The sequence below is a fragment of the Streptomyces vietnamensis genome, assembly GCF_000830005.1.
GTDB classification, from domain to species: domain Bacteria; phylum Actinomycetota; class Actinomycetes; order Streptomycetales; family Streptomycetaceae; genus Streptomyces; species Streptomyces vietnamensis.
The window spans coordinates 639988-665251 of sequence record NZ_CP010407.1 but is presented as its reverse complement, the minus strand read 5'-3'; the positions used below and the strand labels follow the sequence as shown (position 1 = coordinate 665251).

Annotated in this window: 19 protein-coding genes; 12 read left to right on the top strand and 7 right to left on the bottom strand. The window is 73.7% G+C overall.

Annotation, left to right across the window (positions count from 1 at the left end; translation table 11 throughout):
* Window positions 1-138: 138 nt before the first annotated feature.
* Window positions 139-1143 (top strand): zinc-dependent alcohol dehydrogenase family protein, encoded by a 1005-nt coding sequence (locus SVTN_RS02950; protein WP_041127674.1) that lies wholly within the window; start codon window positions 139-141, stop codon window positions 1141-1143.
* Between the two features lie 12 nt (window positions 1144-1155).
* Here SVTN_RS02950 and SVTN_RS02945 read toward each other — a convergent pair whose 3' ends face one another.
* Window positions 1156-1971 carry a pentapeptide repeat-containing protein gene (locus SVTN_RS02945; protein WP_041127673.1) on the bottom strand — a complete coding sequence of 272 codons (816 nt, stop codon included), beginning with the start codon at window positions 1969-1971 and terminating at the stop codon, window positions 1156-1158.
* Between the two features lie 130 nt (window positions 1972-2101).
* Here SVTN_RS02945 and SVTN_RS02940 point away from each other — a divergent pair, with 130 nt between their 5' ends.
* Window positions 2102-3622, top strand: a complete 1521-nt coding sequence (locus tag SVTN_RS02940) for an alpha/beta fold hydrolase (RefSeq protein ID WP_041127672.1) — start codon at window positions 2102-2104, stop codon at window positions 3620-3622.
* A 9-nt stretch (window positions 3623-3631) separates the two neighbouring features.
* Here the strand turns inward: SVTN_RS02940 and SVTN_RS02935 are convergent, their stop codons facing one another.
* A complete protein-coding gene (locus tag SVTN_RS02935; protein ID WP_041127671.1) occupies window positions 3632-5272 on the bottom strand; it encodes an acyl-CoA synthetase in 1641 nt (546 codons plus the stop codon).
* A gap of 172 nt (window positions 5273-5444) precedes the next feature.
* Here SVTN_RS02935 and SVTN_RS02930 point away from each other — a divergent pair, with 172 nt between their 5' ends.
* The 7 genes from SVTN_RS02930 (at window position 5445) to SVTN_RS02900 (ending at window position 11430) form a co-directional block, all read left to right on the top strand.
* Window positions 5445-6245 carry a crotonase/enoyl-CoA hydratase family protein gene (locus SVTN_RS02930; protein ID WP_041133480.1) on the top strand — a complete coding sequence of 267 codons (801 nt, stop codon included), beginning with the start codon at window positions 5445-5447 and terminating at the stop codon, window positions 6243-6245.
* Between the two features lie 357 nt (window positions 6246-6602).
* Entirely contained in the window at window positions 6603-7565 is a 963-nt protein-coding gene (locus tag SVTN_RS02925) for a Zn-ribbon domain-containing OB-fold protein (RefSeq protein WP_041127670.1), read from the top strand.
* Window positions 7562-8620: a thiolase domain-containing protein gene (locus SVTN_RS02920; RefSeq protein ID WP_041127669.1), complete on the top strand. Its 1059-nt coding sequence runs from the start codon at window positions 7562-7564 to the stop codon at window positions 8618-8620. Before SVTN_RS02925 ends, SVTN_RS02920 begins: the two co-directional genes overlap by 4 nt.
* Complete coding sequence (locus tag SVTN_RS02915; RefSeq protein ID WP_041127668.1) at window positions 8613-9779, top strand: thiolase domain-containing protein; 1167 nt, start codon at window positions 8613-8615, stop codon at window positions 9777-9779. The genes SVTN_RS02920 and SVTN_RS02915 overlap by 8 nt, the downstream gene beginning before the upstream one ends.
* Window positions 9780-9799: 20 nt before the next feature.
* Window positions 9800-10210: an ACT domain-containing protein gene (locus SVTN_RS02910; RefSeq protein WP_041127667.1), complete on the top strand. Its 411-nt coding sequence runs from the start codon at window positions 9800-9802 to the stop codon at window positions 10208-10210.
* 337 nt (window positions 10211-10547) lie between these two features.
* Complete coding sequence (locus tag SVTN_RS02905; RefSeq protein WP_030688984.1) at window positions 10548-11048, top strand: hypothetical protein; 501 nt, start codon at window positions 10548-10550, stop codon at window positions 11046-11048.
* A gap of 16 nt (window positions 11049-11064) precedes the next feature.
* Entirely contained in the window at window positions 11065-11430 is a 366-nt protein-coding gene (locus SVTN_RS02900; protein ID WP_041127666.1) for an RNA-binding S4 domain-containing protein, read from the top strand.
* 83 nt (window positions 11431-11513) lie between these two features.
* On the opposite strand, the gene SVTN_RS02895 is transcribed toward SVTN_RS02900, so the two are convergent.
* The 3 genes from SVTN_RS02895 to SVTN_RS02885 all read right to left on the bottom strand — a co-directional run bounded on the left by SVTN_RS02895 (window position 11514) and on the right by SVTN_RS02885 (window position 17310).
* Complete coding sequence (locus SVTN_RS02895; RefSeq protein WP_041127665.1) at window positions 11514-13712, bottom strand: terpene synthase family protein; 2199 nt, start codon at window positions 13710-13712, stop codon at window positions 11514-11516.
* Between the two features lie 159 nt (window positions 13713-13871).
* Entirely contained in the window at window positions 13872-15845 is a 1974-nt protein-coding gene (locus tag SVTN_RS02890; protein ID WP_167352190.1) for an N-acetylmuramoyl-L-alanine amidase, read from the bottom strand.
* A 337-nt stretch (window positions 15846-16182) separates the two neighbouring features.
* A complete protein-coding gene (locus SVTN_RS02885; RefSeq protein ID WP_041127663.1) occupies window positions 16183-17310 on the bottom strand; it encodes an aminoglycoside phosphotransferase family protein in 1128 nt (375 codons plus the stop codon).
* Window positions 17311-17542: 232 nt separating this feature from the next.
* Here SVTN_RS02885 and SVTN_RS02880 point away from each other — a divergent pair, with 232 nt between their 5' ends.
* Window positions 17543-19033: a DNA-binding protein NsdB gene (locus SVTN_RS02880; RefSeq protein ID WP_041127662.1), complete on the top strand. Its 1491-nt coding sequence runs from the start codon at window positions 17543-17545 to the stop codon at window positions 19031-19033.
* A gap of 215 nt (window positions 19034-19248) precedes the next feature.
* Here SVTN_RS02880 and SVTN_RS02875 read toward each other — a convergent pair whose 3' ends face one another.
* Entirely contained in the window at window positions 19249-20727 is a 1479-nt protein-coding gene (locus tag SVTN_RS02875) for a PP2C family protein-serine/threonine phosphatase (RefSeq protein ID WP_041127661.1), read from the bottom strand.
* A 176-nt stretch (window positions 20728-20903) separates the two neighbouring features.
* Here SVTN_RS02875 and SVTN_RS02870 point away from each other — a divergent pair, with 176 nt between their 5' ends.
* Together SVTN_RS02870 and SVTN_RS02865 are read left to right on the top strand one after the other, a co-directional pair.
* The gene (locus SVTN_RS02870) at window positions 20904-22535 is read left to right on the top strand and encodes a hypothetical protein (protein WP_425428939.1); all 1632 of its coding nucleotides are present in this window, start codon (window positions 20904-20906) and stop codon (window positions 22533-22535) included.
* Between the two features lie 46 nt (window positions 22536-22581).
* Window positions 22582-23793 carry a threonine synthase gene (locus SVTN_RS02865; RefSeq protein ID WP_052498899.1) on the top strand — a complete coding sequence of 404 codons (1212 nt, stop codon included), beginning with the start codon at window positions 22582-22584 and terminating at the stop codon, window positions 23791-23793.
* A 200-nt stretch (window positions 23794-23993) separates the two neighbouring features.
* Here the strand turns inward: SVTN_RS02865 and SVTN_RS02860 are convergent, their stop codons facing one another.
* A complete protein-coding gene (locus SVTN_RS02860) occupies window positions 23994-25244 on the bottom strand; it encodes an MFS transporter (protein WP_041127659.1) in 1251 nt (416 codons plus the stop codon).
* Between the last annotated feature and the right edge of the window lie 20 nt (window positions 25245-25264).

The window sequence follows — 25264 nt, the reverse complement described above, 5'->3', positions numbered from 1 at the left end:
CTCCGGGAGCATCGTACGACAGACGTCAAAGTTCTACGACCATCGAAGTTTGACAGTAGTCGAACCTTGCGCTTGGCTGGGGCACCGGCGGCGGAGCGGTCCGCCCGCCGCCGTCACCGAACGGGGAGGGGAAGCCCGATGAGCAAGGCCAGGACGGTGCGGTTCCACGAGTACGGCGGCCCGGAGGTGCTCCGCCTGGAGGACGTGGAGGTCGGCCAGCCCGGCCCCGGCGAAGTCCTCCTCCGGATCGAGGCCATCGGCCTCAACCGCGCCGAGGCGCTCTTCCGCGGCGGCCACTACATCGAGCGGGCCCGGAGCTTCCCCGCCCGGCTCGGCCTGGAGGCGTCAGGTGTCGTCGAGGCCCTCGGGGACGGGGTCGACGGGCTCGCCGCAGGGCAGGCCGTGAGCGTCGTGCCCTCGTTCTCCCAGAACGACCACGGCGTCTACGCCGAGCGCGCCATCGTCCCCGCCTCCTCCCTCGTGCCCCGCCCCGAGGGGCTCGGCGCCGTCGAGGGCGCCGCGGTCTGGATGCCGTACGTCACGGCATACGGCGGCCTCGTCGAGGTCGGCGGGATGCGCGCCGGGGACACCGTCGTCCTGACCGGCGCCTCCAGCAGCGTCGGCCTCGCCGCGATCAGGACCGCCCACCGGATCGGTGCCGCACCCCTCGCCACCACCCGCACCCGGGCCAAGAGGGACGCCCTGCTCAAGGCCGGGGCGGCCGAGGTGATCGTCACCGACGAGGAGGACGTCGCCGAGCGGGTGCGGGACCTCACCGCCGGGCGCGGCGCCGACCTCGTCTTCGACGGCGTCGCGGGACCCGGCCTCACCGACCTCGTCCGGTCCGTCGCCCCCGGCGGCACCGTGCTGCTGTACGGAGCCGTGAGCGGGCTGCCGACCCCGTACCCCGGCTTCGACCTCGGGATGCCCGCCGTCTCCCTCCGCACCTACACGATGCCGGAGACGACGAGGGACCCGGAGCGGCTGCGCCGGGCCCGCGCCTTCGTCGAGTCGGGCCTGCGCACCGGCTTCTTCGAACCGGCCGTGGACCGCACCTTCACGCTCGACGAGATCGTCGCGGCACACCGGGCCATGGAGGCCGGCCACCAGGTGGGCAAGATCGTCGTGACCGTGCCCCACTGACGTCCGGGGCCGTCAGGCCGCCCAGTGCGCGGGGCGGTCGAAGCCCTCCGGGAGGCGGGTCGCCGCGTTCCCGCGCGCCGAGTTCAGCTGGGGCTGCGTGAGGAACAGGGCGCCCGTGAGGTCCGCGTCCGACAGGTCCGCGTCCCGCAGGTCCGCGCCGATCAGGTCCGCGAGCGACAGGTCCGCGCCCGTCAGGTCGGCGGCGATGAGCAGCGCCCCGCGCAGGTCCGTGCCCCGCAGCTTCGCCCCGCGCAGCCGCTTGCCGATCAGGTCCGCCCCGCGCCGGCTCTTCGGCCGCCCGCCGGCCGTCGCGCGGACCAGCTCGCTCGTCCGCAGGAGCAGCGGATTGACCTCGGCGCGCACCGCGGCCACGTCCAGCTTCTCCAGGGCGTCCGGGGTGCCCCCGGTGAGCTCCTCGACCCGGGCCAGCGCCGCCCGCAGCCCGGCGTGGACGGGGCGGGCCGTCGGCAGCGCCAGGGCCTCCGTGAGGTAGCGCAGCAGCTCGTGCAGCTGGCGCACCACCGGGAACACCTCGTACATCTGCCGGGCCGTCTCCGGAGCCTCCCGCCAGGACACGCCGCCGAAGGTCACCTGGGAGACCTGCTGGCCGGCGCCGAAGCAGTCGTACACCGTGCAGCCCTGGAAACCGCTCGGCCGCAGCCGCGTGTGGATCCCGCAGCGGAAGTCCTCCTGGAGGTTCCGGCAGGGCTCGCCCGAGGACTTGTTCACGGCGAAGTCGGCCGACTTGGCGAAGGGCAGCGCCACACAGCACAGGCCGAAGCAGTTCGCGCAGTCGCCGCGCAGGGCGGATTCCCGGGTCTCGGGCACGGTGAAACGGTTCCTTCGCAGTTCGGGGACGGCCCTCCACCGTATCGCGCCGCCGGCCCCGCCCTTCCCGGACGGCGCCCACGGCGAAACCGATTGCCATGATCCACACGGACCCGTGAGGATCGTCGGCATGCCGACGTTCACCACACATGACGGAACCGAACTCGCCTACCGCGTCCAGGGGGAGGGGGAACCGCTCGTCTGCCTCGCCGGCGGACCGATGCGCGACGCCGGCTACCTCGGGGACCTCGGCGGACTCGCCGCCCACCGCGCCCTCGTGCTGCTCGACGCCCGGGGCACCGGCGCGAGCGCCGAACCCGCCGACCCCGGCACGTACCGCTGCGACCGGCAGGTCGGCGACGTCGAGGCGCTCCGCGCCCACCTCGGCCTGGAGCGGATCGACCTGCTCGGCCACTCGGCGGCCGGAAACCTCGCCATCCTGTACGCCGCCGCCCACCCCGAGCGGATCCGCTCCCTCGTCCTCGTCACCTCCCTCTCACGCGCCCTCGGGGTCGGGACCACCGACGAGGAATGGGACAAGGCCGTCGAGGTCTTCGCCGATCGGCCCTGGTACCCGGAGGCCAAGGCCGCCCTGGACACGATCGGCCCGGACACCCCGCTGCGGCGCGTCTACGAGATCACCGCCCCCTTCGCCTACGGCCGCTGGGACGCGGCCGCCCAGGAGCACGCGGCGCGCACCGGGCGGGAGGTGAACTGGGAGGCGGCGCCCGTCTACCACGGCGAGGGCGCCTACGACCCGGAGTCCACCCGCCGCGCGCTCGGCGCGCTCACCGCGCCCGTCCTGATCCTGGCGGGCGAGCACGACGCGGGCCCGACGCCCGCCAAGGCCGCCGAGGCGGCCGCCCTCTTCCCGCACGCGGAGCTCGTCGTCCAGCCGGGCGCCGCACACCACCCCTGGGTCGACGACGCCGAGGCCTTCTCCCGCACGGTCGCCGCCTTCCTCGACCCCGACGTCTCCACGGTCACCGTGGACGGCGTACGGATCGCCTACCGGGTCGCGGGACCCGAGGACGCCCGGCCCGTCGTCCTGGTCCACGGCCGCGGCAACAACAGCACGACGTGGACGGAGATCGGCGCGGACCTGGCCGCCGACCACCGGGTCTACGCGGTCGACCTGCGCGGCCACGGACTCAGCGACCGCCCCGGCTCCTACGGCTTCGAGGACTTCCGCGACGAACTCGGCGGCTTCCTCAAGGCCCTCGGCCTCGCCGGCGCCACCGTCGTCGCCCACTCGATGGGCGCCGCCGCCGCGTACCTCCTCGCCCAGCGCGAACCCGGCCTCATCGGCCGCCTCGTCCTGGAGGAGGCCCCGGCCTTCGTCCCGCTCGACCCGCCGCGGCCCGTGGCCGAGCGCCCCGAGGGCCCCCTCGCCTTCGACTGGGAGATCGTCCCCACCACCGACGCCCAGCTGAACGCCCCCGACCCGGCCTGGCGCGAGGAGCTCCCCGCGATCACGGCCCCCACCCTGGTCCTCGCCGGCGGCCCCACCAGCCACATCCCCCAGGACCAGCTCTCCCACCTCGCCGACGCCATCCCCGACGCCCGCCTCGTCACGATCGAGGCCGGACATCTCATCCACAACGCCCGCCCGGCCGAATTCCTCGCCGCGATCAGGGAGTTCGGGATCTGAGCGGCTGCTTCAGGGAGTGTCCGCCTCTTCAGGGGTGTCCGCCTCCACCGCCACCGCGCGGGCCCAGCGGTAGTCCGCCTTGCCGCTGGGGGAGCGCTGGATGCGGTCGGTGAGGACCAGCTGGCGGGGGACCTTGTAGCCCGCCAGCTGCTGCCGGCAGTGGGTCTGGAGGGCTTCCAGGTCCAACGGCTCCGCCCCGTCCCGGAGCTGGACGACGGCGGCGACGTGGTTGCCCCAGCGGGCGTCGGGGACACCGGCGACCAGCGCGTCGTACACGTCGGGATGGGACTTGAGCGCCTGCTCCACCTCCTCGGGGTACACCTTCTCGCCGCCCGTGTTGATGCACTGCGAGCCGCGCCCCAGGACGGTGACCACCCCGGCCTCGTCGACGGTCGCCATGTCGCCGAGCAGCACCCACCGCACCCCGTCCCGCTCGAAGAAGGTCTCGGCGGTCTTGGCCGGGTCGTTGTAGTAGCCGAGCGGGACGTGACCCTGCTGGGCGAGACGGCCGGTCTCGCCCGGTCCGACGGGGATCCGGGTCGCCGGGTCGACGACCTGGGTGCGTTCGTTGACGTGCAGCCGGAAGCCCTTGGCCGGGCCGGAGTCGTCGGTGGCGCGCCCGTTGGAACCGGACTCGGTGGAGCCGAAGTTGTTGAGCAGCGTGACGTTCGGCATGAGCTCCTGGAGCTGGGCCCGTACCGTCTCCGACATGATCGCCCCGGAGGAGGAGAGGCTGAAGAGGGCCGAGAGGTCCGTCCCCTTGAGCGGTCCGCGCAGCGCGTCCACGAGCGGCCGCAGCATCGCGTCCCCCACCAGGGAGATGCTGGAGACCTTCTCCTTCTCCAGGGTGCGCAGCACCTCCTCGGGCACGTACTTGCGGTGCAGGACGACCCGCTGCCCGTAGTTGAGGGCGATGAACGCGGTGAGGGTGGACGTGCCGTGCATCAGCGGCGGCGCGGGGAAGAAGGTGATGCCGGAGCCGCCGGCCGCGACGCGCTCCGCCAGCTCCTCGGGCCGCTTCACGGGTTCGCCCGAAGGGTCGCCGCCGAAGAGCCCCGCGAAGAACAGGTCCTCCTGGCGCCACAGGACGCCCTTGGGCATGCCGGTGGTGCCGCCGGTGTAGATGATGAAGAGGTCGTCGGGGGAGCGGGGTCCGAAGCCGCGCCCGGAGGAACCGGCGGCCTCCGCCTCCGTGAAGGGCACGCAGTCGAGTGGCGGGGCGTCCTTGTCCGGGGTCCCCACCCGTACGAGGTGCCGCAGCTTCTCCGTCTGCGGCAGCGCCGCCGCGACCCGTTCGGTGAACTCGGCGTCGAAGACGAGCGCGGCCAGGTCGGCGTCCCGGTACAGGTAGACGAGCTCCTCCTCCACGTACCGGTAGTTGACGTTGACCGGCACGATCCGCGCCTTGAGGCAGGCGAGGACGGTCTGGAGGTACTCGACGCCGTTGTACAGGTGGAGGCCGAGGTGTTCGCCGGGCCGGACGCCCGCGTCGATCAGGTGGTGCGCGATCCGGTTGGCGGCGGCGTCGAGCTCGGCGTAGGTGAGCCGCCGCTCCGCGCCCGTGCCCGGATGGTCGACGTACACCAGCGCCTCGCGGTCGGGGACCACGTCGACGACCGATTCGAACAGGTCGGCAAGGTTGTACTCCACCGTTCCTCCTGACCCCGGTTCGCTGGTTCACATGGACGTGGCGGTCATTAGAGCGCCGACCGGTCACCGGGGGAAGGGGGTGCGCAGAAGAATCTGACTGAGTGTCAGAAAACTATTGAACTGGGCCCCCGGCTCCTGCAACCTGTTCCAGAACTGGAGACGGGAGACCCCCATGGGCGGCACCGAACACCTCAGCGTCCGGCGCGAAGGCGCCACGCTCGTCCTCACCTTGAACCGGCCCGAGGCCAAGAACGCCCTCTCACTGCCGATGCTCGTCGGCCTGTACGACGGCTGGCTGGAGGCCGACGCCGACGACGGCGTCCGCTCGATCGTCCTCACCGGCGCGGGCGGTTCCTTCTGCGCGGGCATGGACCTCAAGGCCCTCGCCGGGAAGGGCATGGAGGGCGAGCAGTACCGGGACCGGCTCAAGGCCGACCCCGACCTGCACTGGAAGGCGATGCTCCGCCACCACCGCCCCCGCAAGCCCGTCATCGCGGCCGTCGAGGGGTACTGCGTCGCCGGCGGCACCGAGATCCTCCAGGGCACCGACATCCGGGTCGCCGCCGCCTCCGCCACCTTCGGCCTCTTCGAGGTCCGGCGCGGCCTCTTCCCCATCGGCGGCTCCACCGTCCGCCTGCCCCGCCAGATCGCCCGCACCCACGCCCTCGAAATGCTCCTCACCGGCCGCCCCTACAGCGCCGAGGAAGCCGCCGCCATCGGCCTCGTCGGCCGCGTCGTCCCCGACGGCGCCGCCCTGGAGGCCGCCCTCGACATCGCCGAACGCATCAACGCGTGCGGGCCGCTGGCCGTCGAGGCGGTCAAGGCGTCGGTGTACGAGACGGCGGAGCTGGCCGAGACGGAGGGGCTCGCCGCCGAGCTGAAGAGGGGGTGGCCGATCTTCGACACGGCGGACGCGAAGGAGGGGGCGAGGGCGTTCGCGGAGAAGCGGACGCCGGTGTACCGGCGGGAGTGAGGTGCTCCCCACCCCGCCCCTTCCCGAAACCGGGGGCTCTGCCCCCGGACCCCAGGCAAACCGGGGCTCCGCCCCGGACCCCCTACGGCCTGCGGCCGTGTCCTCAAGCGCCGGACGGGCTGAATTCAGCCCCGTCGGCGTTTGAGGCGCGGGGTCTGGGGCGGAGCCCCAGTTCGGGAAGGGGCGGGGTGGGGAAAGGCCCCGCGCAGCGGCCCCGCGCTCGCACCCGCCCGCGCTGCCGCACCCGCACCCGCCCGCGCTGCCGCACCCGCGCCCGTACCCGCCCGCGCCGCCGCACCCGCGCCGCCACGCCCGCGCCCGCACCAGCGCCCCCCACCCCACCCAAGGAGCCGTCCCATGACAGCCGTCACCCCACCGCCAGAAGCCCTCCGCGCCCCGCTCGTCGTCGAGTTCCCCTTCACCCGTTCCCTCGGCCCCGTCCAGTCCGCCTTCCTCACCGGACTGCGCGAGCGCACCGTCCTCGGCGTGCGCACCGAGGCCGGTGAGGTGCTCGTCCCGCCCGTCGAGTACGACCCCGCCACTGCCGCCGAGCTCCGCGAGCTCGTCGAGGTCGCCGCCACCGGCACCGTCACCACCTGGGCCTGGAACCCCGAGCCCCGCCCCGGGCAGCCCCTCGCGACCCCCTTCGCCTGGGTCCTCGTCCGCCTCGACGGCGCCGACACCGCCCTCCTCCACGCCCTCGACGCCCCCGGCCCCGAAGCCGTCCGCACCGGACTGCGCGTCCGGATCCGCTGGGCGGCCGAACGCTCCGGCGCCATCACGGACATCGCCTGCTTCGAACCGTACGAGAGCACGGAGGCGCACGAACCCGCCCCGCACGACCGGGAGTTCGAGAACCCGGTGACCGGCATCGTCGCCCCCGCCCGGCTCGACTACACGTACAGCCCCGGCCGCGCCCAGACCCGCTATCTGCACGCGCTCGCCGAGCGCCGCACCGTCGGCGAACGCTGCCCCTCCTGCGCCAAGGTGTACGTGCCTCCCCGCGGCGCCTGCCCCACCTGCGGCGTCGCCACCACCGACCAGGTCGAGGTCGGCCCCCGCGGCACCGTCACCACCTTCTGCATCGTCAACATCAAGGCGAAGAACCTGGACATCGAGGTCCCGTACGTCTACGCCCACATCGCCCTCGACGGCGCCGGGCTCGCCCTCCACGGCCGCATCGCCGGCATCCCGTACGACGAGGTCCGCATGGGCCTGCGCGTCGAACCCGTGTGGAGCGAGGACGGCCGCTATCCCGACCACTACCGGCCCACCGGCGAGCCCGACGCCGACTACGACACCTACAAGGAGCTGCTGTGACGACGGCCAGGGAAGTGGCGATCGTCGCCTTCGCCCAGAGCGACCACCGGCGGCGCACCGACGACCTCTCCGAGGTCGAGATGGTGATGCCCGTCCTCCACGAGGTGCAGCGGCAGACCGGCCTGAAGGCCTCCGACATCGGCTTCACCTGCTCCGGCTCCTCCGACTACCTCGCCGGGCGCGCCTTCTCCTTCACCATGGCCCTCGACGGCGTCGGCGCCTGGCCGCCGATCTCCGAGTCCCACGTCGAGACGGACGGCGCCTGGGCGCTCTACGAGGCATGGGTGAAGCTCCTCACCGGCGAGGCCGACACGGCCCTCGTCTACTCCTACGGCAAGTCCTCGCCCGGCTCCGCCCGCGACGTCCTCACCCGCCAGCTCGACCCGTACTACCTGGCCCCGCTCTGGCCCGACTCCGTCGCCCTCGCCGCCCTCCAGGCCCAGGCCCTCGTCGACGCCGGGGACACCGACGAACCGGCCCTCGCCGCGATCGCCGCCCGCAGCCGCGAGGACGCCCGCACGAACCCCCACGCCCAGCTCGCCGGCGCCCGCCCCCAGGGCGGGTACGCCGTCCAGCCCCTCCGTACCGGCGACTGCCCGCCCATCGGCGACGGCGCCGCCGCCGTGATCCTCGCCGCCGGCGACCGGGCCCGCGAACTGTGCGCGCGCCCGGCCTGGATCCGGGGGATGGACCACCGGATCGAGGCCCACTCCCTCGGAGTCCGCGACCTCACCGACTCGCCCTCCACCCGCCTCGCCGCCGAACGCGCCGGAGCCTTCGAACGGCCCGTCGACACCGCCGAACTCCACGCGCCCTTCACCTCCCAGGAGGTCGTCCTGAGGAAGGCCCTCGGGCTCGACGACAGCGTGCGGATCAACCCCTCCGGCGGCGCCCTCGCCGCCAACCCCGTCATGGCCGCGGGCCTCATCCGGCTCGGCGAGGCCGCCGCCCGCATCCACCGCGGGGAGTCCGACCGCGCCCTCGCCCACGCGACCTCGGGCCCCTGCCTCCAGCAGAACCTCGTCGCCGTCCTGGAAGGAGAACCCCGTGGCTAAGGAGCCCGTGGCGATCGTCGGCATCGGCCAGACCAAGCACGTCGCCGCCCGCAGGGACGTCTCGATCGCCGGACTCGTCCGCGAGGCCGCCCTCCGCGCCCTGGCGGACGCGGAGCTGACCTGGGCGGACATCGACGCCGTCGTCATCGGCAAGGCCCCCGACTTCTTCGAGGGCGTCATGATGCCGGAGCTGTACCTCGCCGACGCGCTCGGCGCCGTCGGCAAGCCCATGCTCCGCGTCCACACCGCCGGATCGGTCGGCGGCTCCACCGCGCTCGTCGCCGCCAACCTGGTCTCCGCGCGCGTGCACCGGACCGTCCTCACCCTCGCCTTCGAGAAGCAGTCCGAGTCCAACGCCATGTGGGGCCTCTCCCTGCCCGTCCCCTTCCAGCAGCCGCTGCTCGCCGGCGCCGGCGGCTTCTTCGCCCCGCACGTGCGCGCGTACATGCGCCGCACGGGCGCCCCCGACACGATCGGCTCCCTCGTCGCGTACAAGGACCGGCGCAACGCGCTCAAGAACCCGTACGCCCACCTCCACGAGCACGACCTCACCCTGGAGAAGGTCCAGGCCTCCCCGATGCTCTGGGACCCGATCCGCTACTCCGAGACCTGCCCCTCCTCGGACGGCGCCTGCGCCATGATCCTCACCGACCGCGCCGGCGCCGACCGCGCGCCGCGGCCGCCCGCCTGGGTGCACGGCGGGGCGATGCGCAGCGAACCCACCCTCTTCGCCGGCAAGGACTTCGTCTCCCCGCGGGCAGGCCGGGACTGCGCGGCCGACGTCTACCGGCAGGCCGGCATCACCGACCCCCGGCGGCAGATCGACGCCGTCGAGATGTACGTCCCGTTCTCCTGGTACGAACCCATGTGGCTGGAGAACCTGGGCTTCGCAGAGGAGGGCGAGGGCTGGAAGCTCACCGAGGCCGGGGTGACCGAACTCGACGGCGACCTGCCCGTGAACCCCTCGGGCGGGGTGCTCTCCACCAATCCCATCGGAGCCTCCGGGATGATCCGTTTCGCCGAGGCGGCCCTGCAGGTACGGGGGGACGCCGGCGCCCACCAGGTCGAGGGTGCCCGTCGGGCGCTCGGCCACGCCTACGGAGGCGGCGCCCAGTTCTTCTCCATGTGGCTCGTGGGGGACACCCCGCCCACCGGCTGAGCCCGCCTACCCTGAGCCCCATGAACGCGGAACGTGACCTGACCGGGCTCCTCGCCGGGATGCGCCCGGAACTCGACCCCGGCCGCTACGTCTTCACCACGGTGGACGGCCCCGCCCCGGCCGGGGTCGCCCCCGTCGTCACCGTCGCCGAACCCGAGGGCCTCACCCTCGTCGTACGGCAGGAGGAGGCGGACGCCGCCGGGCTCGCGTACGACTACGTGGCGGGGCGGATCACGCTCCGGGTGCACTCCGCGCTCGACGCCGTCGGGCTCACCGCGGCCGTCGCGACCGAGCTCGCCGCGGCGGGCATGAGCTGCAACGTGGTGGCCGGATTCCACCACGACCACCTCTTCGTCGAACACGACCGCGCGGAGGAGGCGTTGGCCGCTCTGGACCGGCTCTCGCGACGGTCGGCCGGCTCGGCCGGGTGACGGCCACGGGCGGCCCCGTCGGCCGTACGTCGGCGCCCGAGCCCGGCAGTACGGTGTGCCCTCCGTGACCGGGAGGGCACACCGGGTGACCGCCGAGGCCTCCGGACCCTCCGCGCGCCCGAAGCTCCGGGGGAGTCCGCCGGCCGGCTCGACCGGTCGCCCGCCGCGTACGAGCGGCACGAGCGCGCTCACCGCCCGTGAGCGGGGCCGCCGCCGGGCTCACCGTCCGCGACCGGGACGGCGACCGGGACGGTGATCGGCGGCCCGGCGGACGGGGCCGGCCGGAGGGGGCCGCCCGGCGCGTCGCGTCGTGCGCCGGGGCACGTACCATGGCCGTATGTCCTTCCTCCGCCGCCGCAGCGCCGCCACACCCGCGGGCCCGGACTTCGACGTCCTGGCCATGGATCCGGGGGACTGGCCCGGCAATCTCGGCGCCGGTCTGCTGCCCGCACCCGACGGCTCCTGCCAGGGCGTGTTCCTCCGCTACGACCTGTTCGGCGGCCGCGGACCCGCGATGATCATCGGCAACCTCCCCGAGGGCTCCCCGGCGCGCGAGCTCGCCGACGGCCAGATCCCCTTCGAGGTCGCGCAGCTCCTCGCCGCCCTGGAGAACGACGAGCCGGTCGAGGTCCTCGACACCGAGGACATGCCCGTCATGCAGGGCGACAACCTCCTCATCGTGCGCCGCCTCAAGCTCTCCGAGAGCCGCATCTCCTGCGTCCAGTTCGACCGCAGCGACAACGTCCTCGTGACGATCGCCAGTTGGGACCGGCCGATCACCGACGACCTGTACGCACTGCTCAAGCCGCTGCCCGCCGAACTGTTCCAGCAGGGCTGACGGGGGGCGGGGCCCGATGAGCGCGCGCGTCGACGCCTGGATCTGGGCGGTCCGTCTGACCAAGACCCGCTCGCAGGCCGCGGCCGCCTGCCGGGCCGGACACGTCAAGGTCAACGGCGAGCGGGTCAAGCCCGCCCAGGCCGTGAAGCCCGGCGACGAGGTCCGGATCTACCACGGCGGCCGGGAGCGGATCGTCGAGATCAAGGAGCTCCACGTCAAGCGGGTCGGCCCGCCGGTCGCCGCCGAGGCGTACGTGGACAACAGTCCGCCCCCGCCGCCGCGCGAGCACGTCGCCGTCGCCGCCGTGCGCGACCGGGGCGCGGGACGCCCCACCAAGCGCGAGCGCCGCGAGCTCGACGAACTGCGCGGCCGACGCCCCTGACCCGCCGATCCCCTGATTCGTCGATCCGTCGATCCTTTGATCCGAAGGCCTCCGGGGCCCGTCCCGGAGGCCTTCGGCGTTCCTCAGCGCGGACCCGCGCCGAGCAGCTCGGAGATCCGCGCCGCCGAGGTGCCGAGCCCCCTCGGACCCTGGCGCAGCAGAGTGCTGCCGCTGCCCGCGCGCACGTCCTCGGAGCCGTAACGCCGTACCTTCCGGTGCCAGTTGAGGACGCCCGCGAGCCAGTCCTCAAGGCCCCGCAGATACGCCTCGAAGGCCTCCCGCCCCGCCGGGGTGAGCTCGAACTCCTCGTACAGCAAGGGGATCTCACGCTGCTTCAGCGTCTCGTACTGGCGCAGCCGGCCCCGCATCAGGTCGTCGATCATCGACACGGCGGTCGGGTAGTCGCAGTCGAAGAACTTCTGGAGCACGAGGACGCCGTTGTGCACCTCGCCCTCGACCTCGATCTCCTTCTGGTACGAGAACAGGTCGTTGACCAGCGCCCCGTAGTCCATCACCGCGTTCTCCAGGCTGCGTACCGTCCCCGACGCCAGGACCGCGGGCGGCAGCGTCGTCTCCTGCCGCAGCCGGCAGAGCAGCATGGTCAGCTCGGAGCCGAAGGTGCTGCGGCGCATCTCGATGTAGTCGACCGGGTCGGGCACCCGGTGCTGCACCACGTTGTGCATCTCCCACATCCAGCTGTCGAGCATCGCGTCGAGCGAGTCCCGCAGCAGTGCCCGCGTCGCGCGCGTCATCGTCGTGGTGGTCCGCGCCCAGACATCGGCGAGCGCACTCTCCAGCGGGTTCACCGCGAACGCCGCGCCGGTCGCCGGCTCGTCGAGCGGCACGCACGCCTTGAGCCGGTCGGTCTGCTCCTTCGCGCCGGCCAGACTGCCCGCCCGCCCGAAGACGGCCGGATAGTAGTCGTCCGCGTAGGTCCCCCAGGTCAGCCAGTCCGAGCTGAGCTTCAGCTCCTCCAGGGAGGCGCCCGGATCGAGGCCCGCCGCGCACAGCGCGAGGTCGAAGCCCTCCGCCATCGGCCGGTCCCAGAGGTCGTCGAGGAGCCCCATCCGCTCGGCCCAGTCGACCGTGTGCCGCGCCGCCTCCCGGTGGTGGGGGTTGAGCGTGAGCGGGTACGGCAGGTCGAACTCGGGCAGCAGCGAGGGCCCCACGGGCTGGTGCGGCGCATGGGTGAACGCCCGGTGCCGGGCCGCCGCCGGTCGCCCGAAGAGGGTCCGGACGTCGAGGGCGGAGGTGCCGATGATCCCGTCCAGGTGCGAGGGCCCGCCGACCATGCCCTCGTTCATGTACCGGCTGGAGCGCATGTGCCACTCGTGACCGCCGGACTGCCAGTCCTGGAGCCCCTTCGCGTACGCCGCGACGGCCGCGCACTCCTCCGGGCTCAGGCCCTTCTCGGCGGCGAGCAGCGGCACCTCGGTGAGCGCGGTGTTCTCGAACTGCTGGACCCGTGAGGTCAGCAGGTCGTTGACGGCGTTCGCCGCCTCCTGGGTCGTGCAGCCGAGGAAGCGCTCCAGGACGAGGACGCCGTTGCTGTTCTCGCCCTCCTCCTCCACCTCGCGCTGGTACGAGAAGAGGTCGTTGCGCAGGTGCACGGCGTCCGAGAAGGCGTCCCTGAGCACGCGCAGCGGCCGGGAGTACGCCACCTGGGCGGGGACCTCGGCGCCCGCCGCGTACTCGACGAGCCCGGCCGACCAGGGCGCGCCGCCGACCTTGCGGCGCATCTCGATGTACTCCAGGGGGTTGGCGACCCGCCCGTCGTTGATGTTGTCGAGCTCCCACAGGGACTCGTGGAGCAGGTGCTCGGTCGCCTCCGCGAACCGCACCCGCCAGCCCTCGGACATCGAGGGGACGGTCCGCCGCCAGAGGTCGGCGAGACCCGCCTCGACGGGGTTGACCGGCTCGGGCATGCCCGCCGCCGGGTCCGCCGGCATGAAGAGCGGCAGCCGGTCCAGATAGGCCTTGCTGCCCGCCCGGTCCTGGGTGCGCTTGAAGACCTCCAGGAAGTGGTCGTCGAAGAAGAAGACCCAGGTGTACCAGTCGGTGACGAGGTTCAGGGCCTCCTCGTCGCAGTCCGGGTGGGTGTAGGAGCAGAGCAGCGCGTAGTCGTGGGATTCGAGGTCGTGCTCCTCCCAGACGCCCGAGCCCTCCAGCATCCCCATCTCCCGCGCCCAGTCACGCGTGTGCGTGCGGGCGGCCTCCACATGGGGATTGAGCCGTGCCGGATACGGAACATAGAAATCCGGCATAACGAAGGGCTGAGGCATTTCCTGGGGAGCCTTCCGGTGAGCTGGGCCTTTGACCGGCCCAGCCTTACCCGTCGCCCGGACGGCACACGCGATCTCCCGAATAGTCGTATGAACGCCGGAGGGGTGGTGCCGGACCCCGCGCCCGGCACCACCCCGCGCCTTTCGGCCAGCCCTTCGTCAGCCCTGGGAAACCCGCACGTCAGCGGCCTTCACAAAGGCGACCCGATGGCCGAACTGGATCTGGTAGTACTCCTCCTGACCCCGGACGACCGTGTGCCCGCTCGGGTCGAACACCGGCGCGAAGTAGTACTCGCCCGGGGTGCGGCCACCCACCACGTACCGCTGACCCGCGAGCAGCTTGTACGGCAGCGGCGACACCGACTGCACCGGCACGCCCGCCGGATAGGCCGAGGCCTCCGGATACGCCCGCCCGTACACCGGCACCTCCGCCAGACCCTCCCGGGGCGTCAGGACCTGCCCCCGTACGTTCACCGCGGTCGGCTCCTCCACCGGGTTCTCGAACCACGCCTTCTGCCCGAGGTACCAGACCGCCGTCCAGTCGCCCCGGCGCTCCGCCACCGCGAAGCTCTGCCCGGTCGAGGCCCGCGCCCCCGTGTCGTTGACCCCGGTGGTGGAGTCCTGCCCGCCCGGCCGCAGACCGATGTCCTTCACCAGGGGCGCGTCGGCGCTCGGCGCGGTGTGCAGGCGCACCGCCCCGCTGCCGTGCGGCACACACGCCTGCCCCGCCGTCACACAGCCCGTGTAGACCGGCCGGTGGGACTCGTAGTCGGGACGGATCGTCACCACGCCCGCGTGCGGACCGGCGCTCGGGGTGATCGGACGGCCGAGCAGCTGGAAGTAGTGCGCCCAGTCCCAGTACGGACCCGGGTCCGTGTGCATGCCCTTGATCGAGGACGCCGTCGTCCCCGGCACGTTGTCGTGGCCCAGGACGTGCTGCCGGTCCAGCGGGATGCCGTACCGCCCGGCGATGTACCGCACCAGGCGCGCCGACGACCGGTACATCGCCTCCGTGTACCAGGAGTCCGGCGAGGTCAGGAAGCCCTCGTGCTCCAGGCCCACCGACTTGGCGTTCACGAACCAGTTGCCCGCGTGCCAGGCCACGTCCTTCAGCGGCACGTGCTGGGCGATGTGCCCGTCGGAGGAGCGCAGCGAGTACTGCCAGGACACGTACGTCGGGTCCTGCACCAGCTTCAGGGTGGTCTTCCAGTCGGCCTCGGTGTCGTGGATCACGATGTAGTCGATCGACTGGGAGACGGGCCGGTTCGCCTTGTCGTGGTTGCCGTAGTCGCCGTCGCCGAACTCCTCGTACGGCGCGGGGACCCACTCGCAGGCCACCGAGGCCGGGCACTCCACGGGGCCGGCGGCGGACCGGCGGAGCCCCAGGGCGTCCACCTGGCCGGTGGCGGGCGCGACCGCCGGGGCCGCCGGGAGCGACACCACCTGCCCGCTGTCCGTCGTCCGCGTCTCCCCGGTCCTGATCACGTCGAACACGTCGTTCGCGTACGTAGCCGCGGTCGCCGAGTCGTCCGCACCGGAGTACCGCGCCACCGCCCCGTACCAGTCGGCCGGGTCCGCGCTCGCCGGAAGCCCGGCCTCCCGCTGCGCCGCCGCGAGGAGCGCCGCTCCGCCCTCGATGTTCGCGGCCGGTACGGTGCGCAGCTCCTCGGCCGGGATCCCGGACAGCTCCGAGGCCCGCTCCAGGGTCCGCAGCCGCTCGGGCAGCTGCTCCGGCGCGGGGAGCGGGACCTCCGCGCCCGTCCGGGCCGGACGGGAGGAGTCGCCGCGGGCGTCCTCCTCGCCCTCGGAGTGGTGCGGAGCGGCCCCTTCGAGCGCCGTCACCGCGTCCGTCAGGTGCATCGGCCCGTAGCCGCCGGTCACGCTCGGCGCACCGCCGTGGGTGTCCCACCTCGACTGCAGGTACGCGACGGCGAGCAGCACGCTCTCGGGCACGCCCTGACGCTCGGCCGCCCGCGCGAACTGCCCCTGCAGGGCACCCGCCTCGGGCACGTCGGCGCCGGCGGGCGGGGCGGCGGACAGCAGCGGAAGCAGCAGGGCGGCGGACGCCAGGGCGCCCACCGCCCCCGGCACACGGATCGGTGACGGACGTCTGCGCGATGTGGAACGGAGCAAGGCGGCCTCCAGAGGCAGGGGGTGAGACGGGGGCGTGCGGGGCCGAACCCGTACAGGGGTATCGGCTCCCGGACGTCCCGTCAATCACGCCCGCGCAAACGGAAGTTCCCACGTCAGGGCGGCAATGGAGGCCATGAGGCGGAGTTTCGCGGAGACGGGTCCCGGGCCTGGGACGCGTCACTGGAGTGGACCAATGAAGGGCCGTCGGAAGGGACTTCGGGGAGTTCGGGGACTTCCGCGAATACCCCGACGGGGACAAGCCGGTGCGCCGCGTCCCGGTGTGTCGGCACCGGGCCCACGGCGCACCGCCCCCGTGTGGTCGGCCGGACCCGCCCCTTCAGCGCGTCCCGACCGCCGCGCGCACGGCCCGCCGTGCCATGGCGCAGTCGTCGTGCAGCCGCCTCAGCAGCAGCCGCTGTTCCTCACCGGGCGCGAGCGCCCCCGACGGCACCGGCACGGAACCGGCCGGCGGAGCCTCCTTCATGGTGCGCTGCACCGCCGTCTCGTAGGTACGGATCTCCCGCGTCAGCACGATCATCAGGTTCACCAGGAAGGCGTCCCGGGAGGCCGGGCCCGCCTGCTGGGCGAGCTGACTGATCTGGCGCCGGGCCAGCGGCGCGTCACCGAGCACCGCCCACAGGGTCGCCAGGTCGTAGCCGGGCAGGTACCAGCCCGCGTGCTCCCAGTCGACGAGGACCGGCCCGGCGGGGGAGAGCAGGATGTTGGAGAGCAGGGCGTCACCGTGACAGAACTGACCCATGCCCTGGCGGCCGCCCGCGTGCGCCAGACCGTGCAGCAGCTTCTGCAGGTCGTCCCGGTCCCGGTCCGTGAAGAGCCCGAGCTCGTGGTAGCGGGCGATCCGGGCGCCGTAGTCCAGCGGCGCGTCGAAGGTCCCGGCCGGCGGCCGCCAGGCGTTGAGCCGGGCGATCGCACCGAGCGCGGCCCGCACGTCCGCCCGGGGCGGGGCCTCGACGGGATGGCGCGACAGCGCCGCCGCCCGTCCGGGCATCCGCTCGATCACCAGCGTGCAGTTCTCCGGGTCCGCGGCGATCAGCCGCGGCGCCCGCACCGGCGGACGGTGACGGACGAAGGAGCGGTAGGACGCTATCTCGTGCCGGAACCGCTCGACCCACGCGGGGGAGTGGTCCAGTAAACACTTCGCGACCGCCGTGGTCCGCCCGGTCGTCCCGACGATCAGTACGGAACGGCCGCTGCGCCGCAGCACCTGCACCGGGTTGAACTCCGGGCAGATCCGGTGGACCGACGCGATCGCCGTCTTCAGCTGCGCCCCCTGGGGGCCGGACAGATCGATTCGCCCGCTGACCGGCTGGGTACCGGTGCCGCCCGCCCAGCGCCTCGGTCGGACGACCTGGGGCGCGGGGGCGAGGTACGGTCCGGCGCCGGCGGGGACGATGCGGTGCTGCGGCCGGGGCGGGGCGGACACGGAGGACGATGCTGTGTACATGCGAGGACAGATCCCTTCGTGTGCCGACGAGTTGCGTGCGTCGCCCCGCCCGCCCCCGGTCCGCACCCTGGGGAATGAGGGCCGGTCGGCGGGGCGGGGTGGCGCGTTCCTACCTGACACCCGGGCGCGGGTGGCGGAACATCTCGCGCACCCTGGCGAAGCCTGGCGAATTGTCGCCAGGCCTATGACAGGGGGCTACTGTCAACTCAGCCGAGAACCTGGGGGCTTAGACGTGACCGAGCAAACCAACACCCGCCTGGCAGACCTGTTCGGCCTGGCCGGCTGGTCCAAGGGCGAACTCGCGAGACTGGTCAACCGGCAGGCGGCGGCCATGGGCCACCCCCAGCTGGCGACGGACACCTCGCGGGTGCGGCGGTGGATCGACCGGGGCGAGACCCCGCGCGATCCCGTCCCCCGGGTGCTGGCAGCACTGTTCACCGAGCGACTCGGCCGTGTCGTGACCATCGAGGACCTCGGGTTCGTACGACGCGGGCGCGCCGGAAAGAAGCAGGACGTCAGGAAGACGGAGAACCCTGACGGGCTGCCCTGGGCACCCGATCGCACGGCGGCGGTCCTCACCGAATTCACGGGAATGGACCTCATGCTCAACCGACGCGGCCTGGTGGGCGCGGGTGCCGCGCTTGCCGCCGGTTCCGTACTCAGCAACGCCATGCACGACTGGCTGCAGACCGACCCCGCACGCCAGGGCACCGCCCAGCGGGCCACCGATCCCCTCCACGCCGACCCCGCTGGGTTCGACCGCTACGAGGCCGCCCCCATCGGGTCGGAGGAGATCGAGGCCCTGGAGCACTCGGTGGAGGTGTTCCGTGCCTGGGACGCCTCCCGGGGTGGCGGTCTCCAGCGCAAGGCGGTCGTGGGCCAGCTCAACGAGGTGGGCGGCATGCTCGCCTACCGCCACGCCGACCACCTCCAGCGGCGCCTGTGGGGCGTCGCCGCCAACCTGGCGGTCCTCGCGGGCTGGATGTCCCACGACGTCGGTCTCGAACCGACGGCGCAGAAGTACTTCGTCATCGCCGCCCACGCGGCGCGCGAGGGCGGCGACCGGCCCCGGGCCGGCGAGGCGCTGTCCAGGGCCGCCCGCCAGATGGTGCACCTGGGCCGCCCCGACGACGCCCTCGACCTGATGAAGCTCGCCAAGGCGGGTTCGGGCGAGCGGGTGCTGCCCCGCACCCAGGCCATGTTCCACACCATCGAGGCCTGGGCGCAGGCCTCCATGGGCCGGGGCCAGGCGATGCGCCGCACCCTCGGCGAGGCCGAGGAGCTGTTCGTGTCCGACCGGCAGGACGAGAAGCCGAGCTGGATGCAGAACTTCGACGAGGCCGACATGCACGGCATGCAGGCCCTCGCCTACCGCACCCTCGCCGAGCACGACCCGGCGGCGGCGGTCCCCGCACAGCGCCACGCCAAGCTGGCGCTCGAACTGCGGCGCGGCGGGCACGACCGCTCGAAGCTCTTCGACCACATCTCGATGGCCTCGGCCTGCTTCATCGCCGACGACCCGGAACAGGCCGACCGGTACGCCCGGCTCGCCCTCATGTCCATGGGGGACACCTCGTCCCACCGGACCTGGGACCGGCTGCGGGAGATGTACCGGCTCACCGGCCAGTACGCGGGCTACTCGAGGATCGAGAACCTGCGCGAGGAGATCGAGCTGGCCCTCCCCAGGTCCCCCGTCAACCGCCCCAGGACCGGACAGGCCTGAGCCTCCCCGTCCTGCGGGACGGGGAGGCTCGGGAAGGTCTCGTCAGCGGGCGGGGCCGGCTCCCGCGTGCAGCGGGTGAGGCCGACTTCGACGTGCGGCGGGCGAGGACAGTCCGGCGGTGACCCGGGCCGGCTTCGGTCCGGCGCAGGGGGTGCCCACCGGGGGCATCGGCGTGTGACCCCGGGCTCGTTCCAGAGGGGTGACCCCGGGCGTTCTCAGCCGGTGACCCGGACCACCATCACGCAGGCGTCGTCCTCGCGTGACTCCTCGCCGAACTCCTCCACCACCGCGCGCACGCCGTCCTGCGCGTCCCGTGCCTCCGCGAGCCGGGGGCCGAGGGCGAGCAGCCGTCGCGTGCCCGTGTCGTCGTCCCAGTCACTGCCTCGGGTCAGCCCGTCGGTGTGCAGGACGAGCAGGTCACCCGGGAGCAGCCGGGTCTCGGCCTCGCCGTAGGCGCCGCCGGTCGTCGCCCCGAGCAGGACGCCCTCGGGCCGCCGGAGCACGTGCCCCGTCCCGTTGCGGAAGAGCAGCGGGGCGGGGTGGCCGGCCTGCGCCCAGACCAGGGTCTGGGCCACCGGGTCGTACCTGCAGCACATCGCGCTGCCGAGCGCGGGCTGTACGGAGGTCTCCAGGAGCTGGTTGAGGTGGCCCATCAGCGCGGCGGGGCGGATACCGGCGACGGCCATGCCGCGCAGCGCGCCGAGGAGCATGGCCATGGAGGAGGTCGCGGCGACCCCGTGGCCCGTCAGGTCGCCGACGGTCAGCAGCGCGTCCCCGCCGGGCAGCGCGAGCGCGTCGTACCAGTCGCCGCCGATCAGACCGGTGCTGGCGGCCGGGAGGTAGTGCGCGGCCACGTCGAGCGGGGCGGGCCCGTCGTGGGCGAAGCGGAGCGAGCCGCGCCAGGGCGGGAGGACCGCCTCCTGCAGCTCGACGGCGACCCGCCGCTCGGTGCGCTCCATGTGGCGGCTGCGCTCCAGGCTGTCCCGGCTCTCGCGGACCGCCCGCTCGCTGCGCCGCAGTTCGCTGACGTCCCGGAGGACGGCCCACATGGAGGCGGTGCAGCCGTCGGTGTCGAGCACGGGCTCGCCGGTCATGTGCACCGTGCGCACCCGGCCGTCCGTCCGTACGATCCGGAACTCGCCGTCGATCGGCTTCCCGTCGATCAGGCAGTCCGTCACCATCCCCTGGAGGACGGGCTGGTCCTCGGCGAAGACCATCGTGGGCATCTCGTCGAGCGACATCGCCCCGCTCTCGCGGGGCCGTCCGAAGATCTGGAACAGCTCCTCGGACCAGCTGACCTCGTCGGTGAGCAGGTTCCACTCGGCGGAGCCGACCCGGGAGAGCAGCGAGCCGGTCCGGGGCGGGGCGGCCGCTCCGTACGCCGTGCCGGGGGCGGTCGCGTGCGCGGTGTCGACGGCGGCCTCGATGTCCCCGGTCCCGTCCTCGGGGGCGGCGCTCGCCGGGACTCCCGCCCGGAGCTGGCCCAAGTGGGCGCCCAGGTCGTCGAGTTGGTGCATCGCGAGGTCGCACAGGGCGCGCTGCCAGCGCTGCTGGGGGTCGTCCTCGTCCGCCACGGAGTCCCGGCGGACGGCGTCCACCTCGCCGCGCAGGCGGCGGGTCTGTGAGATCAGCGCGTCCACCGCGCCCGGCTCCGGCGGCTGGGCGGGGCGGTCCGCGAACAGATGGGACGGCATGTCGTACTCCGATACAGGCGCGGCGCGGCCAGGTGTGGAAGGTGGCCCGTAGACGACTGTTGCACAGCCCGGGACGGCCCGTAAGGGATTTGGCAACACTCGATCCGGTGGTGCTTCTGGCATATGCCAAAGGCCCGGCGATTATCGGACAGGGCGCGACCCGTTACGGTGCTGGGGTGGTGAACGACGACGGAAACGGCACGGTGGGCGCGGGGACGACGGTCACGGGCGGGGTGACCGCGGGCGAGTCGGACATGCGTACGGGGGTGGATGCGGCGGTACCGGGGGGCCGTACGCCCGGCACTCCGGCGACGGGTGGGGTCGCCGTGGCCGGTGGTGCGGGTGCGGCGACCACGGGCACGGCAAGTGCGGGCGGGGCGGGTGCTGGTGCGGGCACGGCGGCCGCGGGCGTGGCGGGTGCCGGTGGGGGCGCGGCGGCCGCGAGCGCGGTAGGCGCCGGTGCGGGCGCGGCCGTCATGAGCGCGGTGGGGACGGCCGTACTGCTCGCGGCCGCACCCGCCGGGCGGGGCCGCGCGATGGACGCCGCCTCCGTCCTCCCGGCGCTCGCCGCCGTACCGCCCGGGGTCCTCACCGGCACCACGGCCGCCACGGTCGTCGAACTCGCCGACCCGCTCGACCCGCAGACCGTCCTCACCCGCCTCCGCGCGGCGGCCGCGAGCCCCGGCCCCCTGGTCGTCTGCCTCGCGGGCCAGCTCCACCTCGACCGCCGCCAGCAACTGCCCCATCTCGCGCTCGCCCGCACCACCCCGGCGACCCTCCGCTACACGGCGCTGCCCTGGCACTGGCTCGCCGGCGAGCTCGGCGCCCGGCAGCCCGGCACCACGACCGTCGTCGCGGACCTGGCGGCCGACCCGGACGTCTGGCAGCGCCTCACCGCCGCGCCCGGACTGCTGCACCTGGGGCCCGGCACCCTGCTCTACGGGCGTGTGGTGCCCGCCCCGCGCAAGGGCGAGCCCACGACCCCCGAGTACCTGCGCGCCTGGGCCGAACTCTGGCGCTCCGGAGCCCGGTTGACGCCGACGGCGGCGCACACGGAGGCGGCTGCGCGGGCGCGGACGGTGGCCCCGGCGCCGGAGCCGGTGTTCCTTGCGCCGATGACCGTACCGACGCCGGGACTTGGACCGGCTCCGGTGCCCGCGCACGGTCCGGGATCCGCGCCGGTGTCCGCGCCCGGTTCGGCACCCGTACCCGCGCCCGCACCCGTACCCGCGCCCGCACCCCGACCCGCGCCGGCTTCGGCGCCCGCGCACGCGACCCGTCCGACCCCTGCACCCGTTTCGACTCCCGTGCCCGCGGCCCGTCCCGTACCCCTGCCCGCGATCCCTCCGGCCTTCGCACCGGCGACACCCGCACCCGCGCCCACGTCCGGGCCGGCGCCCGTCGTGGACCCGCACCCCGCGATCCTCGCCGCCGCCATGGCCGGGCGGCACGGGGAAGCGGCGGCGGTGGCGGCGGCCTGGGAGCACGAGGCCCTGCGCCGCCACGGACCCCGGTCGGTGGAGGCCGTGCACTGGACGGAGGTACGGGCCGACCTCGCCCGCCTCGCCGGGGAACCGGCCCGCAGCTGCGAACTCTGGCTCGCCGCCGCCGAGGCCCGGCTAGGACTGGGCCAGCGCCCGGACGACCCCGACGTCGAAGGGGCCGTGGACCGGGCCCACCACCAGTGGGAGCAGATCGGGGACCGCGACCGGGCCCGTGCCCTCGGCCCCACCCTGGTCGGACTCCGGCGACGGGTCCCGGGCCGCCGGCCCGGCGCACTGGCCGCCCTCACCCGCCGCATGGACTGAAGGCCCCGGACAGTCCGGAGTTCCCCGCCTCCGAAAGGCCCCACACGTGACGCCCTCGCTCGCCATCGCCCAGCGCTCGCTCGCCGATCCGTCCGTACGCCACCCGTTGTGGCCGCCGCTCACCCGGGGCTGCCCCGTCACCTCCACCGAGGACCTCGCGTACCCCCTCGACATCGACTACGCCTACGACCGGGTCCCCGCGGACCTGTTCAAGCGCCCGGCCGCTCACGGCCTCGAACGGTGGGCCCCGCTGCTCCCGCCCCTCGCCGCGCCCGGCCTCGGCGAGGGCAACACGCCCCTGGTCCGACTCCCCGACGGCGTCTGGATCAAGGACGAGTCGCGCAACCCCACCTGGAGCCACAAGGACCGGCTCAACCGGGTCGCCGTCAGCGCCGCCGTCGCCTCGGGGGCGAAGGGCATCGTCGTCTCCTCGTCCGGCAACCACGGTGCGGCGGCCGCCGCCTACGCGGCCCGTGCCGGACTGCCGTGCGCCGTGTTCACCTCCCCGGACGCCCCGCCCGCCGTCGCCTCCCACCTCAGGGCCTACGGCGCGACGGTGCTGACCGTTCCGTACGAGTCGGTACGCCCCCTGATGCGCCGCATCGTCGACGAGCTCGGCTTCCAGAGCGTCAGCAGCGTCACGGACACCGCCCACACCGGGCACCCCTTCGGGCCGGAGGGCTACAAGACCCTGGCGTACGAGCTCGCGCTCGACCTCGGACGCGCACCGGCGGAGGTGCATCTCCCCACGGGGTACGGCGAGTTGCTGTTCGGCGTGGCCAAGGGCTTCCAGGAGCTCGCGCGGCTCGGCGTCACCGGCTCCGTCCCCCGCATGTACGCGTCCGAGCCCGCTGCGGCGGGCGCCCTCACCGAGGCCCTGCGCACCGACCGGCCCGTCGCCCGCGTCCCGGTCGGGCCGACCGCCGCGTACGCCATCGACTGCGAGGTCAACAGTTACCGGGGCGTCCTCGCCGTCCGTACGACCGGGGGAGCGGCCCGTACGGTGACCGACGATCAGATGGCCGCAGCACGGGCGGAGTTGGCGGCGCAGGGCATCTGGTGCGAGACCTCCTCAGCCGCCGGACTGGCCGGCCTGCGCGCCCACGGACCACGCGAGGCCGACGGCCCGGTGGTGTGCGTGGTCACCTCCAGCGGCTACAAGGACATCGCCACGGCGAAGGAGACCTTCGAACCGACAGCCCCGGACTGGGAGCCGATCAAGGCGGCGCTGACGGCTCGGGAGACCGAGCCGCGCTGACCGACCCGGCGCCGGGCCCTGGTCCCGGTCCGATGGCGAATCCCGGCTACGAGGCGCCGGCCCGGGCCCGGCTCGTGCACGTCGAACGGCTTCACCGCAAGCGTCCCGGCCGCCGGCGCCCTGCGCCCGCTGCGCGACCCGGACGCGCCGGAGCTGGAAGGGGACGACGAGGAAGAAGGCTTCTGACACCTACTCGCTGGTCATCCCGTCGCTTCCGCGGCAACGCCTGGCTGCGGCCGGGTCCGCGTGCCCCAGCGGGCAAGAGACGGGCCGGCAGCGCCCAGTGCCGCGAAGAACACCGCCAGCAGCAGCCAGCCTTTCGTGCCGAGGCCGAGCACCACCGTGGTGAGGATCGCGGGGGCGAGAGCCTGGCCCGCGCTGAAGCCGAGACCGAGGACACCTTGGTACTGGCCCTGGGCGTGGTCGGGGGCAAGACCGAAGCCCAGGGCGAAGCACGCCGATGACTCCCAGACCTCTCCCAAGCTGTGGACGAAGATCGCGGTCAGGACCAGTCCTGCCGCGGCCCAGACCGGGGTGTACGCCGCCAGCGCCATCATCGGGCAGCTGACGAGGAAGAGCAGCCCCGCGTTGCGGAACGCCCGGCCGCCGTCGTGCAGGGTCTCGATGCGCGAGCCGATCCTGGTCTGCATCAACACGCAGAAGAGGGAGTTGACGGCGAACAGCGCGGCCACCGTCCAGCGCGGCGCTTCGGTGTGCTCGGAGATCCAGATCGGCAGGAGCAGCGAGACCACCGGGTACTGCAGTCCCATGGCCCCGTAGAGGGCGGTGAACGCCAGGAACGGGCGGTCCGTGAACGCGAGCCAGCGACGCTGCTGCGGCGGTGCGGCCAGCACGGGGTAGCGGGGCAGCAGGAGCAACAGCACGGCATACAGGGCGAAGCTCGCCGCGTTGCCGAGGATCAGCGTGACATAGGCGCCGCGGGTGCCCGCGGCCAGCGCCAGCCCGGCGCCCACCGTTCCCAGGACGACGCCCAGGTTGACGAAGGTGCGCAGCTTCGCCCGGAACCTGGCCGGGCGATCACCCCCGACCCGGACCACCAGAGCGCCCCAGGCCGCCCCGCCGACCGCCGCGGCGATCTGGTCGACCGTCGCGATGATCGTGAGCGCGGTCCAGCTCTCGACGAGGACGAGGGACGCCATCGACACCGCCTGGACCACGAGGGCGAGCATCATGATCGTGCGTGCGCCGCGCCGGTCGGCGAGATGCCCACCGGGTATCCCCGCGCACAGGCCGATCACTCCGGCGATGGTGAGCGCGGCGCCGACCTGCACCGCGGGCAGGCCCACGACCAAGGTGAAATAGAGCGCCGACGCCGCGTTGAACAGACCATTGCCGACCCGGTTGACGAAACTGGCGGCGATCAGCACGCGCTCCGGCCTGCTGTCCCCCGCTAAGCGGCCTATGCGGCCTGCCAGGCTTCGCTTGATCATGGACGGCAGGCTAACAGCGG

Coding starts and splice junctions, on each gene's coding strand:
- SVTN_RS02950 (WP_041127674.1), top strand. CDS start 139: ATGAGCAAGGCCAGGACGGTGCGGTTCCACGAGTACGGCGGCCCGGAG.
- SVTN_RS02940 (WP_041127672.1), top strand. CDS start 2,102: ATGCCGACGTTCACCACACATGACGGAACCGAACTCGCCTACCGCGTC.
- SVTN_RS02930 (WP_041133480.1), top strand. CDS start 5,445: ATGGGCGGCACCGAACACCTCAGCGTCCGGCGCGAAGGCGCCACGCTC.
- SVTN_RS02925 (WP_041127670.1), top strand. CDS start 6,603: ATGACAGCCGTCACCCCACCGCCAGAAGCCCTCCGCGCCCCGCTCGTC.
- SVTN_RS02910 (WP_041127667.1), top strand. CDS start 9,800: ATGAACGCGGAACGTGACCTGACCGGGCTCCTCGCCGGGATGCGCCCG.
- SVTN_RS02905 (WP_030688984.1), top strand. CDS start 10,548: ATGTCCTTCCTCCGCCGCCGCAGCGCCGCCACACCCGCGGGCCCGGAC.
- SVTN_RS02900 (WP_041127666.1), top strand. CDS start 11,065: ATGAGCGCGCGCGTCGACGCCTGGATCTGGGCGGTCCGTCTGACCAAG.
- SVTN_RS02895 (WP_041127665.1), bottom strand. CDS start 13,712: ATGCCTCAGCCCTTCGTTATGCCGGATTTCTATGTTCCGTATCCGGCA.
- SVTN_RS02885 (WP_041127663.1), bottom strand. CDS start 17,310: ATGTACACAGCATCGTCCTCCGTGTCCGCCCCGCCCCGGCCGCAGCAC.
- SVTN_RS02875 (WP_041127661.1), bottom strand. CDS start 20,727: ATGCCGTCCCATCTGTTCGCGGACCGCCCCGCCCAGCCGCCGGAGCCG.
- SVTN_RS02860 (WP_041127659.1), bottom strand. CDS start 25,244: ATGATCAAGCGAAGCCTGGCAGGCCGCATAGGCCGCTTAGCGGGGGAC.